Origin of the sequence: Phytobacter sp. V91, assembly GCF_965644225.1 — a bacterium.
Taxonomy (GTDB): Bacteria; Pseudomonadota; Gammaproteobacteria; order Enterobacterales; family Enterobacteriaceae; genus CBFFRJ01.
Genome location: NZ_CBFFRJ010000122.1, coordinates 1 through 15,595, shown reverse-complemented (window position 1 = coordinate 15,595; position 15,595 = coordinate 1). Strand labels below are relative to the sequence as shown.

Here is a 15,595-nt window from a genome sequence, read left to right as displayed (position 1 = left end):
ACAGCTCAGCTAAGGTAAGGCTAATACAGATAAGGACTCCACTGAACCCCACCGATTAAATCGCACCTTCCTTAATAAGTCCGGTCCAACACGGAGAGCGTCAAAGTCACCTTCATTTAAATAGACTGGAACATTGCCATCAGCATCAACAAACAAAGGAACGAGATAACGGCTCAATTCGTAATTACTTGCATACGCCTGGACTTCGGAAAAAAGCTCTGAGTTGTTAAAGATATAATCGACAAGATTGCTGGATAGCCCAGCAGCATCCAGTAATCCCTGATTGAGAAACACAGGAACATTGCCATCAGTATCAACAAATAATGCTACTAGCTTATTTAACTGTGTATATTGGGGCAACATCCGGTCAATAGCTGCTGAGCCGATGGCACGAGCGACTAACAAAGGAGCGCCGGAGTTGTTCTTGTAGTATAGAAACGAATTATCATCGTCCGAACCCTGGGCAACGCGGAATGTCTGTCCAGGCGATGTTGCTGCGATCCCTGCAATAGTCCCATCGGGGTCAGTTGGGGAAATATAAAACGTATACTCCCGGTAATCGGGAACTGACTCAATAGCCGCTCGCAAATATCGGGTTCTGTTAGCCAGTTGAGTGGCCTGAACATTCAGTACACCGCCGGCACCGGCCTTAGCACGGTCAGCCTCTTCAAGTTGATGAATACCAGATTCCCAGGCTGGGTTTTCAGGTAAATTAGCCATTATCAGTCTCCGTTTCTGCCGATGGCATTGTCACTGTCGGCCACTCAATATCTGGCGCTAAAGCGGTATTAACGCGATTAAGAAGTACACGGTAGGTCTGCAGGGAAAGCAGCCGGGATTTTTCAGCATCAGTCGCCATTTCCAGATTCACGGCGTCCTGCAGGATTGAAATTTCAACAGAAGTAGTGGCCAGTAATTCGGACTTTTGTTTGTCGGCGATCGCAACGTCGTCAGCATGTTGTGCATCGACGTCGGTGACCCATACTGAACCATCCCATTTATCAAAGGAGGTTATGGGCTGAGACGTTGTTACGGTATCAGGAAGCGGACCCAGTTCACTGATAACACGGGAAGTCAGGGTCAGAATGTCGTAGACAACCACACCACGATAATCATCGACAGTTTCCCAGGCAGAATTATCATCAGTGCGCACAGCTGTCTGATGATTATCATAAACAGGAGGCGCTTCAAGGCAGGAGGAGGCTGGAATACCAACACCTTCCGGAATATATTCATTTTCGGTTGAAAGATATTCGTGCGTTTTAATATCAAAATTGAAAATCTGGACTGTCCCCGCCTGAACAGCAATTAAATTTTCATCAAATACAGCCTGACCGCTGTGCATTATGCAGCCCTCACAATGTAATTAAATGCCATGTTTTTAACGGTGTTTTCCGTGTTCCCGGATGCATTGACGGTGATGGTATGCGTGTGAGAACCCATAACTACCGTATGTGTGTGTAGGCCGTCGGTTGATGTTCTTCCAAGCGTTGTCCCCCCAGTGGTTCCCACGTTATTATCAGAACCACCGGCTTTCTGAACAGGTTGCCCCCAGCCGTGATCGTGAGCGCCGTCGGCGCTGGTGACTTTTGTCCCCAGGTCCGTTGCCGTCGCCGAAGCTGTGTGGGTATGCGATTTAACCCCGTCATCTTCCAGACTCAGCAGAGTGCGCCCGGATGAGGGCAGACCTTTAATGGTCTGTCCTCTGAGGTCAGGCAGTACACCAGTGGTATAAACAGCAGCTAATTTTGGATATACCAGGGCGCTGAACGATGCGCCATTACAAATCAGATAACCTGTCGGCGGGGTCGCTGTTGGCCAGGGAAGTGGTACGCCATGGGGAACGGAAATATTCGATATTTCCAGAATCTTATTAATTGCCAGCAATAACTGATTATTACTGTCTCCATCCGGGTTAATTCCGGCAGCAGCCAGCACGGATAAAACTTCGCTCTGAACAGAACGAATGGCCGACTGCACGTTATTCAAAAATAACGCGCGGACAATGGTTCCGAGCGTGCCTACCGACGGATTTCCGTCACTGAATTCATTGTTAGGTGCATCGACCGGAGGCATCAGGCTTTGCATAAAGTACTCCGCTAGTCAGTTTCTTTTTCCACAAAACCCGTCATGGCTTGTCCGCCATCCAGCGCAAAGGAGCCGTCCAGATACAGCGGATACGTCATTTCTGATTCGTAGAGGAAATAACAAAAGGTGTGCGCAGGTTTTAATTCTTTGAGCGTGGATTCCAGTATCTGGTCACCCAGCGTCATCAGGCGTTCGCCCGTTCTTGACGTACCCGCGCGGAAGTAATAAAGAGGCACATCCAGTCCATAGACATTCACCCGCCAGGTGAAAATGATGTCGGCTATATAAATCGTATCCCCGCACCGGTTTTCACCCGCCCTGAATGGCTGTAACTCATCAATGGTGATGGTGTAACCAATCCTGCTGGCCAGTGTGATGAAGTACGGGATGCTGATCCCACCGGTTTCGGACAGCTTTATCAACACACGATCAAGACGCTGCTGGTATCCGTCGTCATCCCCCGGCGTCAGGTTCAATACGCGTTCCCAGTCTGTTAACAGGTCATTAGCAAAAAAGGGAGCGATAGCATTCAGAACATTGCTGGCCGAGGCTCCGGTCGCATCAAGCGCATTCCCTTCAGCCGTCAGTTCTGCTGCCAGCCGTGGTTGCTGTGAGTCATAGGCAACCGGGGGCAGCAGCAGAGAAAGCAGTGCTTTCGTACTCATAGGTGCGACACCACGATAGTGCCGACACGGATCCATTCGACAACGCTTTCACTAACGTCCGGGACAACGTTTGTGGCGGGGGAAACAATCACACGGTCTACCACACCCGTCACGGCTGAGATCAACATCTCAGCCTGGGAGCGAATAAACGGATCCCCCGGAGGTAACTTATTAATGTATTCCGTCACTGCTGCCGTAATTTCCGTTGTAGCCGCGTCCAGCGTCACGCCGTCCAGTGAAACCTGAATAACCAGATCGACGGTTTTGAACGTTGGACCCAGAACCAGACAGTTCTTTGCCGTTACGGGGCGCACATCGTCGATATAGGCCTGCGTGGCGGCAATGATCTCCGCTGACGGCAGGCCGTTGGCTGAGGTAATAACGACATCCACCGTGCCCAGACCACGACGCAGTGGATAGACATATGCAGCCGTCACACCATCAACGGACATTGCCCAGCGGCGATAGTCATATTTGTTCCCGCCAGCCGGGGCACGGCGGATAACATCCAGTAAACGCGCCAGCAGCTCCGCGTCAGACTCCTGGTCAGTGCCGCCGGACATCGCGCTGATAATCACGGTGCTGTCGAAACCGACAGGTGTGGACGTGAATGTCCCTGATGCAACGGCTGTTGTATTACCCGCAACGCCGGCAGTTGAAAAACTCGCCGCGACAGTGCCATTGCCTTCTGAATCCAGGGTGACTGGCGCGGTGGTGATGTAAGACAGGGCAGCTCGTTAAGCTGGGATTCAAACTCCTTTTTACTGAGGCTGACTTTCTTTTTTCTGGCCACAACGTTACCCCTGAGTAGCCTGTTCGCTGAGTTTCTTTTCCTGCTTTGCGGAAAACTCAGCCTTCATGACAGTCATCAGCCCGTAGACAGCCGCAAGAACCCACCAGCCTGACCAAGCTGCAAAGACCACGACCGCAATATCCGTAAGTAGATCGTAAGCACGACGCAGTAACCCCTTTCAGTGGTTGGCATGCCAACGCATCCTGCAAGTTCAGACACTGATGACCACATCACATCACCCCGGCGTATCTTGACGGCCAGATTTCAGCCGGTTCAACGCCAATAGCAGAGGCAATGATGCGCTCGCCTTTTGGGTAACGACGATCTAATGCGTTGTTTAGAGTGCGAGCATTTAACCCTGCATTTCTCGATAAACTCGCCAGCGTGGTTCCTTTCTTACGAAGCTCAGCGATGATGTCAGCCCTGTGCCAATCGCAAGTAGTGATTCCATTTGTTGAGGTTTTCTGAGATTCTACTCGTTTATACATAGTAATAACTCATCTGTCTTAGACACTGTAATACAAGTTTTGATCACTAAAAGGAAAATTACAAGTTTTATATGGTTCCTTTTGTGATTAATTTGAATCTTAAACAACGCAATGAGTTTATACGGGAGGAATCAATGAGTTATACAGGAAAGGATCCAAAGGGCGAGAAAGAGCAAATAGTTCCTTTAGTGGTGAATCATAAAGGAACCACTTTCGGAGAGAGATTGAAGAAAGTGATAGGCGACAAAAGCATCAGGCAGTTTGCTACAGAATGTGGCATCAGTTATGGGGCTATGCACAAGTATTTCTCTGGTCTAACTCAGCCAACCTTAGATAACCTCGTCGTCTTGGCCAGAACGGCTGGAGTAAGCATTGAATGGCTTGCTGTGGGTACTGGCAATGAAGGAACTGATATCGCGAAACCCGCACTTAAAGCTGAGGTCAGTGATGTGAAGGGTAACCAGGTTGACTTAGAAGAGTTCATCTTCGTGCCTCGTTATAATGTTGCTGCGTCCGCAGGCTATGGGGAATGGAATGATGACGAAACACCTATGTTTACCGTATCGTTCCGTCGTTACTGGGTTGTAAATCACCTCAAAGCTGATCCTAAAAAGCTTTCAGTGATTAGTGTGCACGGTGATTCTATGGATGGCGTTCTGAATGATAAGGACATAATCCTAGTCAATCATGGCGACAGAGAACCAAGAGAAGGGATTTACGTTCTTCGATTGGATGGCCAACTGATTGTTAAACGAGTTCAACGTTTACCGGGTGCAGAGCTTTACATCACCAGCACAAACCCTGCGTATAAACCATTCACAATAGACCTACATAACGTACCATCGGACTTTGATGTTGTTGGTAAAGTTGTTTGGTATGGAAGGGTTATTTAAAAACCATTAAAAGCTGTTTAATAGTCATCACGCTGTTGTCAAAATAGTGCAAAAGAAACTGCAAAACTAACCATAAAATTTCATTTTTCAGCGAGCCGTGCAAAATCTGCGGCGTGCCTCGCATCCCTTGCTGCTCAAGGTTTCCCTCGATTTTTCCTGACTCGATCTCACTATGCAGAAACGATCACCTCCCCATAAACGCCGCTCAGGTCGCGCTTAACGCCGCCTTTCTGCCTTCGGTTATGTTGTCCGGGTTTATTTTCCAGATAGACAGCATGCCGGCCGTGATCCGGGCGGTGACTTATATCATTCCGGCGCGCTATTTTGTGAACACCCTGCAAAGCCTGTTTCTGGCGGGGAATATTCCGGTGGTGCTGCTGGTGAATGTGCTGTTTTTACTCGGCTCGGCGGTGATGTTTATTGGCCTGACCTGGCTTAAAACCAAACGTCGGCTGGATTAGGGAGAACACCATGTTTCATCGCTTATGGACATTGATTCGTAAAGAGCTGCAATCGCTGCTGCGCGAACCCCAGACCCGCGCCATTTTAATTCTGCCGGTGCTTATCCAGGTGCTGCTGTTCCCCTTTGCCGCGACGCTTGAGGTGACCAACGCCACCATTGCCATCTACAACGAAGATAACGGCAAACATGCCTCAGAGCTTACCCAGCGCTTCGCCCGCGCCAAAGCCTTTACCCATGTGTTGTTACTGCACAGCCCGCAGGAAATCCGCCCGACCATTGATGAACAAAAAGCGGTGCTGCTGGTACGCTTCCCGGCTGATTTTTCCCGCAAGCTCGACGGCTTTACGCCAGCGCCGATGCAACTGATTCTCGACGGACGTAACTCGAACAGCGCGCAGATTGCCGCCAACTATCTTCAGGAGGTGGTCAAAGATTACCAGCAGGAGTTGATGACCGGAAAAGCGAAACCGAACAACAGCGAACTGGTTATCCGCAACTGGTATAACCCGAACCTCGATTACAAATGGTTTGTGGTGCCGTCGCTTATCGCCATGATAACCACCATCGGGGTGATGATTGTGACCTCGCTTTCCGTTGCGAGAGAACGCGAACAGGGTACCCTCGATCAGTTGCTGGTCTCCCCGCTGGCCACCTGGCAAATTTTCGTCGGCAAAGCCGTGCCCGCGCTGGTAGTCGCCACTTTCCAGGCCACCATTGTGCTCTCGGTGGGCATTCTCGCTTACAAAATCCCCTTCGCCGGTTCTCTGTTGCTGTTCTATTTCACGATGCTGATTTACGGGCTGTCGCTGGTCGGCTTTGGCCTGCTTATCTCGTCACTGTGTTCCACCCAGCAGCAGGCGTTTATTGGCGTATTTGTCTTTATGATGCCCGCTATCCTGCTCTCAGGGTATGTCTCCCCGGTCGAGAATATGCCGGTGTGGTTGCAGGATCTGACGTGGATTAACCCGATCCGTCACTTTACGGATATCACCAAGCAGATCTATCTGAAGGATGCGAGTTTCGGGATTGTCTGGGGAAGTTTGTGGCCGTTACTGGTGATAACGGCCACGACAGGATCAGCGGCGTACGCCATGTTTCGACGCAAAATTGCGTAGTTTTTTCTCTTTCGCCAGCAGCGAAACCAGCGCCGGGCCGGCAAGGATAACCAGCCCGGCAAGCGCCAGCAGCAGGTTGTTGTGCATCACCCTGGAGAGCAGCCAGAGCACGATCATCGCGACGCCGAAATACCAGGTGGTGGTCAACTCCTCAAGAAAATCGCCAATATCACGCCAGCGCTCCTCGTGGTGGCGCTGCAAAAACAGCATCGACAGCACGGTCACTGCGTAGACCACGCACAGCCCAAGCCCTACGTGCACCATCGCGCCGTTCAGCCAGGCCGTCACCAGAACTGCCACAACCAGCAAATGCAACATAATCTGCCAGCAACTCAGACCGGTCGCGACACGAACACGTTGTTGCCACTTCATGGCTTATCTCCTGAAGAATGTTTAACTGAACTGAGAGTACTGATATTTACAGAAAATTCCGTAAGCCCGCATCTTTTTGTGACAGATACTACAATTTATTTTCATCAGGATAGTGACGCTGGCAGGAGAATGATGACCCAACATACCCGGCAATTTTCATTAAAAGTGCTCACCATAAACACTCACAAGGGCTTCACGACATTTAACCGGCGCTTCATTTTGCCGGAACTGCGCGAAGCCGTGCGTACGGTGAGCGCAGATATTGTCTGCCTGCAGGAAGTGATGGGCGCACATCAGGTCCATCCACTACACGTGGAGAACTGGCCGGATACTCCCCATTACGAATTCCTCGCCGACACCATGTGGAGCGACTACGCCTACGGACGTAATGCGGTCTATCCCGAAGGTCACCATGGCAATGCAGTCTTACCGCGCTTTCCGATTGAGTATTTTGAAAACCGCGATGTCTCCGTTGGCGGCAGCGAAAAACGAGGTCTGCTCTACTGTCGTATCGTCCCGCCGGAAATCAACCATCCGCTGCATGTGATTTGCGTGCATTTGGGTTTGCGTGAAGCGCACCGTCACGCCCAGCTCACCATGCTGGCGCAGTGGGTCAACACCCTGCCGGAGAACGAGCCGGTGATTGTCGCGGGTGATTTTAACGACTGGCGGCAACGGGCCAGCCAGCCGCTGAAAGTCCAGGCGGGGCTGGATGAAATCTTTACCCGAGCCCACGGCCGCCCGGCGCGGACCTTTCCGGCCGCTCTGCCGCTCCTGCGTCTGGATCGCATCTATGTGAAAAATGCCCAGGTCAGTGCGCCTACTGCGCTGCCTTTAGGTAACTGGCGACACCTTTCCGATCACGCCCCATTAAGTGCGGAGATCCACTTATGAAGTGCCACTGGCGCGAAGGGAACCGGATCCAGCTGCTGGAAAACGGTGAAAACTACTATCCGGCGGTCTTTGAGGCGATCGGGCAGGCAAAACAGAAGGTTATCCTTGAGACCTTTATCTGGTTTGAAGATGAAGTGGGTCGCGCACTGCACCACGTGCTGCTAAATGCCGCCCGCCGCGGCATCAGCATTGAGGTATTACTCGATGGCTACGGCTCGGCGGACCTTAGCGAAACCTTTATTAATGCGCTCACCGACGCAGGTGTGGTGTTCCGCTACTACGATCCGCGCCCACGGCTGTTCGGCATGCGTACCAACCTCTTTCGCCGGATGCACCGCAAAATTGTGGTCATTGATAACAGCGTCGCCTTTGTCGGCGGCATTAATTATTCCGCCGAGCATGTCACCAGCTACGGGCCAGAAGCCAAGCAGGACTATGCGGTGCGTGTGGAAGGGCCGATCGTAGAGGATATTCTGCAATTCGAGCTGGCTAATTTGCCCCAGCAAACTCCGGCCCGACGCTGGTGGCAGCGCAGACACCACCGGGCGGAAGACAACCGTCGGCCAGGGGAAGCTCAGGCACTGTTTGTCTGGCGCGATAACGACAGTCATCGTGATGATATCGAGCGCCACTACCTGAAAATGCTCACCCAGGCCAAACGCGAGGTGATTATCGCCAATGCCTATTTCTTCCCCGGCTATCGTCTGCTGCACGCCATGAGAAATGCGGCGCGTCGGGGAGTAAGCGTCAAACTGGTGGTCCAGGGCGAACCGGATATGCCGATTGTTAAAGTGGGGGCCGAGCTGCTCTACAACTACCTGCTTAAAAGCGGCGTACAGGTTTACGAATACCGCCGCCGTCCGCTGCACGGCAAGGTGGCGCTAATGGATGACCACTGGGCGACCGTGGGCTCCAGCAATCTCGATCCCTTAAGCTTATCCCTCAATCTTGAAGCCAATCTGATCATCCACGATCGCGATTTCAACCAGACGCTGAGGGATAATCTCCATGGCATTATTGCCCGGGATTGTCAGCGTGTGGACGAGTCGATGGCCCCTAAGCGCACATGGTGGAATCTGGCAAAAGGGGTGGTGGTGTTCCATTTCCTGCGCCATTTCCCGGCGATGGTTGGCTGGCTGCCCGCCCATACGCCGAATCTGGCACAAATGAACCCTCCGGCGCCGCCGGAAATTGCGGCCCAGGATCGTATCCCCACTGAGAATTCGCAGGTGAAGCCCTGATGGCTAAGTCACATCCGCGCTGGCGGCTGGCGAAAAAAATCCTCAGCGGGATCTTTTTTATTGCGGTGGCGGTGCTGCTGGTGCTTTACGCGCAAAAAATCGACTGGCACGAGGTGTGGAAGGTCATTCGTGGCTATGACCGCACCGCCCTGTTCAGCGCCGTCGCGCTGGTGATAGTAAGCTACCTACTGTATGGCTGCTATGATCTGCTGGGCCGAATCTATTGCGGGCATAAGCTGGCAAAACGCCAGGTCATGCTGGTCTCCTTTATCTGTTATGCCTTTAATCTGACCCTCAGTACCTGGGTGGGCGGCATTGGGATGCGCTATCGGCTCTATTCACGCCTGGGCCTGCCGGGCAGCACCATTACCCGCATTTTTTCACTGAGCCTCACCACCAACTGGCTGGGCTATATTCTGCTCGGCGGCATCCTCTTTACCTTTGGTGTGGTGACGATCCCGGCCCACTGGTATATCAGCGCCACCACGTTACGCATTGTGGGCGTGGTGCTGCTGCTGTTTATCGCGTTCTATTTGTGGGCCTGTGGATCCGCCAGACGCCGCTATTTCACCATCAAAGGGCAGAAGCTGGTGATCCCGTCATGGAGGTTCGCGCTCTCTCAGATGGCGATTTCCAGCGTCAACTGGATAGTCATGGGAGCCATAATCTGGCTGTTGATGGGCCAGCAGGTTAACTTTTTCTTTGTGCTGGGCGTGTTGCTGGTCAGCAGTATCGCCGGGGTGATTGTGCATATTCCGGCGGGGATTGGGGTACTGGAAGGGGTGTTTATCGCTTTGCTGGCCGGGGAACAGGTCTCGCAGGGAGCTATTATCGCCGCCCTGCTGGCGTATCGCGTGCTCTATTATTTTATTCCACTGCTGCTGGCGCTGATTGCGTACCTGCTGCTTGAAAGCCGGGCGAAGAAACTGCGGGCGAAAAACGAAAAGGCGCTGGCGAAGTGAGAAAGAACCGGATGGCGGCGTAAGCGCCATCCGGCAGGCGTGCAATTAGCGGCGGTTGCCGAAAATACGCAGCAACATCAGGAACAGGTTGATAAAGTCGAGATACAGGGTCAGCGCGCCTAAAATCGAATATTTGCGCAGCGTGGATTTGTCGTTCACATCAATCTGGGTGCCGATATTCTTCAGCTTCTGGGTGTCGTAAGCCGTCAGCCCGACGAAAACAATTACCCCGATATAGGTGACCACCCACATCATCGCCTCGCTTTTCAGCCAGATATTAACCAGTGACGCCAGCAGAATACCAATCAGTCCCATAAACAGCATGCTGCCAAAGCCGCTGAGATCGCGTTTAGTGGTGTAGCCATACAGGCTCATGGCGCCAAACATCCCGGCAGTCACCACAAAGGTCGCGGCAATAGACTCGCCGGTGTAGACCAACAAAATGCTGGAAAGCGTCAGTCCGGTGAGCGCGGAATAGAGCATAAACAGCGCGGTGGCCACGCCCGCGCTGAGGCGTTGAATCATCCCCGAGAGGACAAACACCAGCCCCAACTGGACAACAATCAGGCCAATAAAGGTAATCTGACTGGAGAAAATCAGCGCCATGATGGCTTCGCTACTGGCGGCATACCCGGCAACAAAAGCCGTCAACAACAGGCCGCAGGTCATCCAGCCATAAACCTGTGCCATATAGGTTTGCAGGCCCGTACGGGCCGGGGAAACTATAGAATCGGATCGCGGAAATCGGTCCATAAATCGCTCCTGATTAATGGGATAACAGGCTTTAAGCCTAACACATCCAGAGTTAACAGGAGTGAAACGTTACCAACGTTGGGCGGCCTGCTTATCGCTGTCGCGGGCTTCCACCCAGCGCTCACCCTGCTCAGTGGCTTCACGCTTCCAGAAGGGCGCGCGGGTCTTCAGGTGGTCCATAATAAACTGCCCGGCGTCAAAGGCGCTGCTGCGGTGGGCACTGGTGACCCCGACAAACACAATGTCGTCTCCGGGCCACAGCTCGCCAACGCGGTGGATAACGGTTACCCGCCCGAGCGGCCAGCGACTGCGGGCCTCATCGACAATGGCGCTGAGGGACTTTTCGGTCATTCCCGGATAATGCTCCAGGGTCAGGGCACTCACGCTATCGCCCAGGTTGTGGTTACGCACTTTGCCGGTGAAGGTCACCACTGCGCCGTCTTCATCCCGCTCAGCCAGCCAGTGATATTCATCGCCGACATTAAAAGGGGCCGGATCGACCAAAATTCGCGTCAGTGTCATCTCAGCCTCCGGTTACCGGCGGGAAGAAGGCAACTTCATCACCCTCGCTCACCGGGTGGTCGAAGCTGACCAGCGTTTGATTGACGGCGGCCAGTAGCTTGCCCTCTTCCAGCGCCAGCGCCCAGCGATCGCTGCGCGCAGCCAGATGATGGCGAATGGCTTCAACCGTGGAGAAGGCGCTTTCCAGCGTCAGACGATCGCAACCGGTCAGCTCGCGCACCTGGGCAAAAAAAAGTATGTTAATCATCGCTCTCTACCTTGAAATCACCGGATTTGCCGCCGCTTTTTGCCAGCAGGCGAACCGGGCCAATAACCATATCCTTCTGCACCGCTTTACACATGTCATAAATGGTCAGCGCCGCAACGGAGGCGGCAGTTAATGCTTCCATCTCCACCCCCGTTTTACCGCTCAGACGACAGACTGACTCAATACGAACCCGATGATGCTCAGGCTCTGCAGCCAGCTGCACTTCCACTTTGCTGAGCAGTAAAGGGTGGCAGAGCGGGATCAACTCCCAGGTACGCTTCGCCGCCTGGATCCCGGCGATACGGGCGGTGGCAAAGACATCACCTTTGTGATGGCTGCCATCGATAATCATCGCCAGGGTTTGCGGGAGCATGGTGACAAAGGCTTCCGCACGCGCTTCGCGTACGGTTTCCGTTTTGGCGGAAACATCCACCATATGCGCTTCGCCTGCGGCGTTAATGTGCGTCAGTTGCGTCATGGTTCAGGGCTTAATATGGGAGTGGAAATTACAGGGACGCGTACGGGCATCCAGCTGTGGGGCAATGATATTTTCCCATGCCGTTCGGCAGGCTTTTGGCGAACCCGGCATGGCGAAAATCAACGTCTTATTGGCGATCCCCGCAACAGCGCGGGACTGGAGCGTCGAGGTGCCAATCTCTTCGAAAGAGAGCATACGGAACACTTCGCCAAAACCGTCGATTTCGCGATCGAACAGGGGCTGTAAGGCCTCGGGGGCCTGGTCACCCTCGGTAAACCCCGTGCCGCCGTTAACCAGCACCACCTGCACATCGTCGCTGGCTATCCACGCCGACACCTGGGCGCGAATGGCGTAGCGGTTCTCTTTAACTATCGCTTTGGCGACCACATGATGCCCCTCCTGCTGGGCGGCATCGCGCAGCCAGTGACCGGCGGTGTCATCTTCTTCGCCACGACGACTGGATACGGTAAGAATAGCGATACGGGTTGCTACAAACTCGGCGCTGACCTGACTCATTCAATATCTCCTTATGACCTTTTAACCGCCAATGTAAGAAAGGTTTTGCGTAATACCGGTATTGCCCTGATGCAGAAAATGGGTCTGTTTTTTGTGCTCAAGCGCCGATCTTATCCGCGTTTCCAGCGCTGTCTGCTGTCTGTCATCCTGCAACAGATCCCGCAGATTCACGCCGCCGTCACCGAACAGACACAGGTGCAGCTTGCCCGTGGATGAGACCCGCAGACGGTTGCAACTGGCACAAAAGTCTTTTTCATAGGGCATGATAAGGCCGATTTCTCCGGCATAATCCGGGTGGCAGAACACCTGCGCCGGGCCATCGCTGCGCTGGCTCAGCTGACGGATCCAGCCGCGCCTGAGCAGTGCGTCACGCAGCACCGCGCCGGACAAGTGATGTTTGCGAAACAGTTCACTCCCCTCACCTGTCTCCATCAGTTCGATAAAACGCAGTTGAATGCGGCGCGGTTGGATCCACTGAAGAAAGGTGTCGAGCTGGTGATGGTTAACATCACGCATCAGCACGGTGTTGACTTTGACCTTCGAAAAACCGGCAGCAAAGGCGGCGTCGATGCCTTCCATCACCTGATGAAATTTATCCTGCCCGGTAATGGCGTGAAACTGACGGGCGTCGAGACTGTCGACGCTGACGTTCAGTGCGGTCAGCCCGGCTTCGCGCCAGTTGGCGACGTCCCGCGCCAGGCGATAGCCATTGGTGGTCACCGCTATCTGGCGGATCCCCTGGTTTTCACGCACGGCGGCAATGATGTCGGTAAAATCGCGGCGTAGCGAAGGCTCGCCACCCGTAAGCCGGACTTTCTCGGTGCCCATAGCAGAAAACGCACGCGTAACGCGGCGAATTTCCTCAAGGCTGAGAAATCCTTTATTGGTGACGCCGCCTGGCTTGTAGCCATCCGGGAGGCAATATGTGCAACGAAAATTGCACACATCGGTGATCGACAGACGTAAGTAATAAAACTTACGCGCGAACGTGTCAGTCAGTTGTGTGGCCATGTACACCTTTCCAGATTCGGGAGGTGCAGTCATTTCTCACTGCACCCTGGCGGCTGATACCTTCAGGTATCGCCACGGCCAGAGCACCATATCTTCCGACTTAGGCACAAAGGCTAGAGTGTATGTCTATGCAACGCCAGAATGGCGTGATGGCGATAGTAGCGCGAACCTTTTCCTTTCGCCATCACGATTATCGCTATATAAACTTGTATATAGCGAGTTAATCATGCATTTTCGTTACAGAATACGTGAAAATCGCGTTTTTGCTTTGATATGCGTCATTTTCCACCGTCCACGGCATCGTCTTTTGGTGGTATTTACGCTAACGTAACAGGGTAATTTTATTTCGAGGATTTCTATGCGTAATCGCACTCTTGCCGATCTTGACCGGGTGGTCGCACTCGGCGGCGGGCACGGTCTGGGCCGTGTGATGTCATCACTGTCGTCACTGGGTTCAAGGTTAACCGGCATTGTTACCACCACCGATAACGGCGGATCCACCGGGCGAATTCGCCGCTCGGAAGGCGGCATTGCCTGGGGTGATATGCGCAACTGTTTAAACCAACTCATTGCCGAACCGAGCATAGCTTCGGCCATGTTTGAGTACCGTTTTAGCGGTAACGGCGAACTTTCCGGACATAACCTCGGAAATCTGATGTTAAAGGCCCTGGATCACCTCAGCGTGCGGCCTCTGGAAGCGATCAATATTATTCGCAATTTATTAAAAGTGGATGCTTTCCTGATCCCAATGTCTGAGCAACCGGTGGATTTAATGGCGACGGACAGCGAAGGCCATTTAGTCTACGGCGAGGTCAATATTGACCAGCTTCAGTCCCCGGTGCAGGAGCTGATGCTGTACCCTAAAGTGCATGCGACGCGGGAAGCGATTCAGGCCATCGCGCAGGCGGATTTAATTTTGCTTGGCCCCGGCAGTTTTTACACCAGCCTGCTGCCGCTGCTGCTGCTTGAAGATCTTTCCCAGGCTCTCAGACGCACCCCGGCCCCGATGGTCTATATCGGTAATCTGGGCAAAGAGTTAAGCGTAGCCGCCGCCAGCCTGACGCTGAAAGACAAGCTCAACATTATGGAGCAGTACGTTGGCAAGCCGATTATTGATGCCGTGGTGGTGGGCCCTAAAGTGGATGTTTCTGCAATAACGGATCGGGTGGTTATTCAGGAGGTGCTGGAGGCCAGCGACATCCCCTATCGCCACGATCGTCATCTGCTGCGCATGGCGCTGGAAAAAGCGGTACAGACCCTCGGCTAGCGTAATGCGGGTCGAATAAAATTGGATCCTGAGTGATATACCGTCCCTGCTGCGGATCATAGTAGCGATGACGGTTATAGTACAACCCGCTTTCTTTATCGTACTGCTGGCCTGGCAGGCGAATGACCTGTTGCAGATTATGCGGGTTATCTTCATTCAGAAGATTGCCCCAGGCATCGTACTCTGCCGACCAGTCAACTTCTCCCTCTGCGTTGACCAGCGCCAGCGTGCGACGCGCCGCTTTTTCCCGTTCCGTGGTGGCGGTTTTTGTACGGAGTAAAGGTATAACACTCCTGGCAACAGACCAAAAAAAAAGGGGGTATGATGGATAAAATTTTTTATGGACAATAATATCCAACATCTCGTATCCATCGCGAATTCTTTTCTACCAGGGAACAACAATCAGGAATATAGGGAATAATTTTGGGCCTCCCTTTTCTTATTGCATATTTACAGGCATAACTTTCTTTTCTACCAAAACCTGATACTGAAGGATCAGCGCCATTTTTAAGTAGAAACCTCGCAAATTCGACGTTATTTTTCCAGATGGCAGTAATTAATGCTGAATTAATATAAACTGGTGATGTTGCATTAACATTGGCACCATGGCGAATTAAAAAGCCAGCTATTTGCTGATGTTTTATTGTACCATAGTAGGCAGCAATCATTAATGGTGTTTCCTGGTAATCGCCTGTAACTCCATTTACATCCGTTTTTGCCACATCAACTAAGAAATAAATTGCTTCAGTATTAGGGAAGGTGCGATTTAATCGGTGGGGTTCAGTGGAGTCCTTATCTGTATTAGCCTTACCTTAGCTGAGCTGTAT

The 15,595-nt window shown here is 52.6% G+C and carries 20 protein-coding genes, 2 pseudogenes and 1 riboswitch; of the genes and pseudogenes, 7 read left to right on the top strand and 15 right to left on the bottom strand.

The window, feature by feature from the left end; translation table 11 throughout:
- Positions 1-9: 9 nt before the first annotated feature.
- From ACSZO4_RS20260 to ACSZO4_RS20235, 6 genes are all read right to left on the bottom strand, one after another.
- Complete coding sequence (locus ACSZO4_RS20260; protein WP_437890878.1) at positions 10-720, bottom strand: hypothetical protein; 711 nt, start codon at positions 718-720, stop codon at positions 10-12.
- Positions 713-1,345 carry a tail fiber assembly protein gene (locus ACSZO4_RS20255; RefSeq protein WP_437890877.1) on the bottom strand — a complete coding sequence of 211 codons (633 nt, stop codon included), beginning with the start codon at positions 1,343-1,345 and terminating at the stop codon, positions 713-715. The genes ACSZO4_RS20260 and ACSZO4_RS20255 overlap by 8 nt, the downstream gene beginning before the upstream one ends.
- On the bottom strand, positions 1,345-2,088 hold the full coding sequence (locus ACSZO4_RS20250; RefSeq protein ID WP_437890876.1) for a phage tail protein: 744 nt from the start codon (positions 2,086-2,088) through the stop codon (positions 1,345-1,347). The genes ACSZO4_RS20255 and ACSZO4_RS20250 overlap by 1 nt, the downstream gene beginning before the upstream one ends.
- A gap of 11 nt (positions 2,089-2,099) precedes the next feature.
- Positions 2,100-2,753, bottom strand: coding sequence for a YmfQ family protein (locus tag ACSZO4_RS20245; protein WP_437890875.1), 654 nt, complete (start codon positions 2,751-2,753; stop codon positions 2,100-2,102).
- Positions 2,750-3,451 (bottom strand): baseplate J/gp47 family protein, encoded by a 702-nt coding sequence (locus tag ACSZO4_RS20240; RefSeq protein WP_437890881.1) that lies wholly within the window; start codon positions 3,449-3,451, stop codon positions 2,750-2,752. Before ACSZO4_RS20240 ends, ACSZO4_RS20245 begins: the two co-directional genes overlap by 4 nt.
- Before the next feature lie 325 nt (positions 3,452-3,776).
- The gene (locus ACSZO4_RS20235; RefSeq protein WP_437890874.1) at positions 3,777-4,034 is read right to left on the bottom strand and encodes a helix-turn-helix domain-containing protein; all 258 of its coding nucleotides are present in this window, start codon (positions 4,032-4,034) and stop codon (positions 3,777-3,779) included.
- 134 nt (positions 4,035-4,168) lie between these two features.
- On the opposite strand from ACSZO4_RS20235, the gene ACSZO4_RS20230 reads away from it, so the two are divergent.
- The 3 genes and pseudogenes from ACSZO4_RS20230 to ACSZO4_RS20220 all read left to right on the top strand — a co-directional run bounded on the left by ACSZO4_RS20230 (position 4,169) and on the right by ACSZO4_RS20220 (position 6,505).
- The gene (locus tag ACSZO4_RS20230; RefSeq protein WP_437890873.1) at positions 4,169-4,927 is read left to right on the top strand and encodes an XRE family transcriptional regulator; all 759 of its coding nucleotides are present in this window, start codon (positions 4,169-4,171) and stop codon (positions 4,925-4,927) included.
- Positions 4,928-5,124: 197 nt separating this feature from the next.
- Positions 5,125-5,388, top strand: a pseudogene (locus tag ACSZO4_RS20225) (ABC transporter permease); the annotation flags it as partial.
- Between the two features lie 10 nt (positions 5,389-5,398).
- Entirely contained in the window at positions 5,399-6,505 is a 1,107-nt protein-coding gene (locus tag ACSZO4_RS20220) for an ABC transporter permease (protein ID WP_437890872.1), read from the top strand.
- Here ACSZO4_RS20220 and ACSZO4_RS20215 read toward each other — a convergent pair.
- Positions 6,467-6,877 (bottom strand): YbhQ family protein, encoded by a 411-nt coding sequence (locus ACSZO4_RS20215; protein ID WP_437890871.1) that lies wholly within the window; start codon positions 6,875-6,877, stop codon positions 6,467-6,469. The two genes, ACSZO4_RS20220 and ACSZO4_RS20215, sit on opposite strands and share 39 nt — an antisense overlap.
- Positions 6,878-7,009: 132 nt before the next feature.
- On the opposite strand from ACSZO4_RS20215, the gene ACSZO4_RS20210 reads away from it, so the two are divergent.
- The 3 genes from ACSZO4_RS20210 to ACSZO4_RS20200 are packed head-to-tail and all read left to right on the top strand — an operon-like array spanning position 7,010 to position 9,974.
- Positions 7,010-7,771, top strand: a complete 762-nt coding sequence (locus ACSZO4_RS20210) for an endonuclease/exonuclease/phosphatase family protein (protein WP_437890880.1) — start codon at positions 7,010-7,012, stop codon at positions 7,769-7,771.
- Positions 7,768-9,012 carry a cardiolipin synthase ClsB gene (clsB, locus tag ACSZO4_RS20205; protein ID WP_437890870.1) on the top strand — a complete coding sequence of 415 codons (1,245 nt, stop codon included), beginning with the start codon at positions 7,768-7,770 and terminating at the stop codon, positions 9,010-9,012. The genes ACSZO4_RS20210 and clsB overlap by 4 nt, the downstream gene beginning before the upstream one ends.
- Entirely contained in the window at positions 9,012-9,974 is a 963-nt protein-coding gene (locus tag ACSZO4_RS20200) for a lysylphosphatidylglycerol synthase domain-containing protein (RefSeq protein WP_437890869.1), read from the top strand. Before clsB ends, ACSZO4_RS20200 begins: the two co-directional genes overlap by 1 nt.
- A gap of 45 nt (positions 9,975-10,019) precedes the next feature.
- On the opposite strand, the gene ACSZO4_RS20195 is transcribed toward ACSZO4_RS20200, so the two are convergent.
- The 6 genes from ACSZO4_RS20195 to moaA form a co-directional block, all read right to left on the bottom strand.
- Entirely contained in the window at positions 10,020-10,727 is a 708-nt protein-coding gene (locus ACSZO4_RS20195) for a Bax inhibitor-1/YccA family protein (RefSeq protein WP_437890868.1), read from the bottom strand.
- A gap of 69 nt (positions 10,728-10,796) precedes the next feature.
- Positions 10,797-11,249: a molybdopterin synthase catalytic subunit MoaE gene (gene moaE, locus ACSZO4_RS20190; RefSeq protein WP_437890867.1), complete on the bottom strand. Its 453-nt coding sequence runs from the start codon at positions 11,247-11,249 to the stop codon at positions 10,797-10,799.
- A 1-nt stretch (position 11,250) separates the two neighbouring features.
- Complete coding sequence (gene moaD / locus ACSZO4_RS20185; protein WP_437890866.1) at positions 11,251-11,496, bottom strand: molybdopterin synthase sulfur carrier subunit; 246 nt, start codon at positions 11,494-11,496, stop codon at positions 11,251-11,253.
- Positions 11,489-11,974: a cyclic pyranopterin monophosphate synthase MoaC gene (gene moaC / locus ACSZO4_RS20180; protein ID WP_437890865.1), complete on the bottom strand. Its 486-nt coding sequence runs from the start codon at positions 11,972-11,974 to the stop codon at positions 11,489-11,491. Before moaC ends, moaD begins: the two co-directional genes overlap by 8 nt.
- 3 nt (positions 11,975-11,977) lie before the next feature.
- Positions 11,978-12,490, bottom strand: coding sequence for a molybdenum cofactor biosynthesis protein B (moaB, locus tag ACSZO4_RS20175; protein ID WP_437890864.1), 513 nt, complete (start codon positions 12,488-12,490; stop codon positions 11,978-11,980).
- Positions 12,491-12,511: 21 nt separating this feature from the next.
- Positions 12,512-13,501 (bottom strand): GTP 3',8-cyclase MoaA, encoded by a 990-nt coding sequence (gene moaA / locus ACSZO4_RS20170; RefSeq protein ID WP_437890863.1) that lies wholly within the window; start codon positions 13,499-13,501, stop codon positions 12,512-12,514.
- Positions 13,489-13,631, bottom strand: a riboswitch (molybdenum cofactor riboswitch). It overlaps the preceding gene by 13 nt.
- A gap of 228 nt (positions 13,632-13,859) precedes the next feature.
- Between moaA and yvcK the strand changes: the two genes are divergently transcribed.
- Positions 13,860-14,768 (top strand): uridine diphosphate-N-acetylglucosamine-binding protein YvcK, encoded by a 909-nt coding sequence (yvcK, locus tag ACSZO4_RS20165; protein ID WP_437890862.1) that lies wholly within the window; start codon positions 13,860-13,862, stop codon positions 14,766-14,768.
- A gap of 19 nt (positions 14,769-14,787) precedes the next feature.
- Here yvcK and ACSZO4_RS20160 read toward each other — a convergent pair.
- Both ACSZO4_RS20160 and ACSZO4_RS20155 read right to left on the bottom strand, forming a co-directional pair.
- Positions 14,788-14,994: pseudogene (locus ACSZO4_RS20160) on the bottom strand (RHS repeat-associated core domain-containing protein); the annotation flags it as partial.
- 112 nt (positions 14,995-15,106) lie between these two features.
- Positions 15,107-15,508, bottom strand: coding sequence for an ankyrin repeat domain-containing protein (locus tag ACSZO4_RS20155; RefSeq protein ID WP_437890879.1), 402 nt, complete (start codon positions 15,506-15,508; stop codon positions 15,107-15,109).
- Positions 15,509-15,595: the final 87 nt, after the last annotated feature.

Bases quoted from the DNA above. Each gene is read 5' to 3' on its own strand.
- ACSZO4_RS20260 (WP_437890878.1), bottom strand. From the start codon at position 720: ATGGCTAATTTACCTGAAAACCCAGCCTGGGAATCTGGTATTCATCAA.
- ACSZO4_RS20255 (WP_437890877.1), bottom strand. From the start codon at position 1,345: ATGCACAGCGGTCAGGCTGTATTTGATGAAAATTTAATTGCTGTTCAG.
- ACSZO4_RS20250 (WP_437890876.1), bottom strand. From the start codon at position 2,088: ATGCAAAGCCTGATGCCTCCGGTCGATGCACCTAACAATGAATTCAGT.
- ACSZO4_RS20245 (WP_437890875.1), bottom strand. From the start codon at position 2,753: ATGAGTACGAAAGCACTGCTTTCTCTGCTGCTGCCCCCGGTTGCCTAT.
- ACSZO4_RS20235 (WP_437890874.1), bottom strand. From the start codon at position 4,034: ATGTATAAACGAGTAGAATCTCAGAAAACCTCAACAAATGGAATCACT.
- ACSZO4_RS20230 (WP_437890873.1), top strand. From the start codon at position 4,169: ATGAGTTATACAGGAAAGGATCCAAAGGGCGAGAAAGAGCAAATAGTT.
- ACSZO4_RS20220 (WP_437890872.1), top strand. From the start codon at position 5,399: ATGTTTCATCGCTTATGGACATTGATTCGTAAAGAGCTGCAATCGCTG.
- ACSZO4_RS20215 (WP_437890871.1), bottom strand. From the start codon at position 6,877: ATGAAGTGGCAACAACGTGTTCGTGTCGCGACCGGTCTGAGTTGCTGG.
- ACSZO4_RS20210 (WP_437890880.1), top strand. From the start codon at position 7,010: ATGACCCAACATACCCGGCAATTTTCATTAAAAGTGCTCACCATAAAC.
- clsB (WP_437890870.1), top strand. From the start codon at position 7,768: ATGAAGTGCCACTGGCGCGAAGGGAACCGGATCCAGCTGCTGGAAAAC.
- ACSZO4_RS20200 (WP_437890869.1), top strand. From the start codon at position 9,012: ATGGCTAAGTCACATCCGCGCTGGCGGCTGGCGAAAAAAATCCTCAGC.
- ACSZO4_RS20195 (WP_437890868.1), bottom strand. From the start codon at position 10,727: ATGGACCGATTTCCGCGATCCGATTCTATAGTTTCCCCGGCCCGTACG.
- moaE (WP_437890867.1), bottom strand. From the start codon at position 11,249: ATGACACTGACGCGAATTTTGGTCGATCCGGCCCCTTTTAATGTCGGC.
- moaD (WP_437890866.1), bottom strand. From the start codon at position 11,496: ATGATTAACATACTTTTTTTTGCCCAGGTGCGCGAGCTGACCGGTTGC.
- moaC (WP_437890865.1), bottom strand. From the start codon at position 11,974: ATGACGCAACTGACGCACATTAACGCCGCAGGCGAAGCGCATATGGTG.
- moaB (WP_437890864.1), bottom strand. From the start codon at position 12,490: ATGAGTCAGGTCAGCGCCGAGTTTGTAGCAACCCGTATCGCTATTCTT.
- moaA (WP_437890863.1), bottom strand. From the start codon at position 13,501: ATGGCCACACAACTGACTGACACGTTCGCGCGTAAGTTTTATTACTTA.
- yvcK (WP_437890862.1), top strand. From the start codon at position 13,860: ATGCGTAATCGCACTCTTGCCGATCTTGACCGGGTGGTCGCACTCGGC.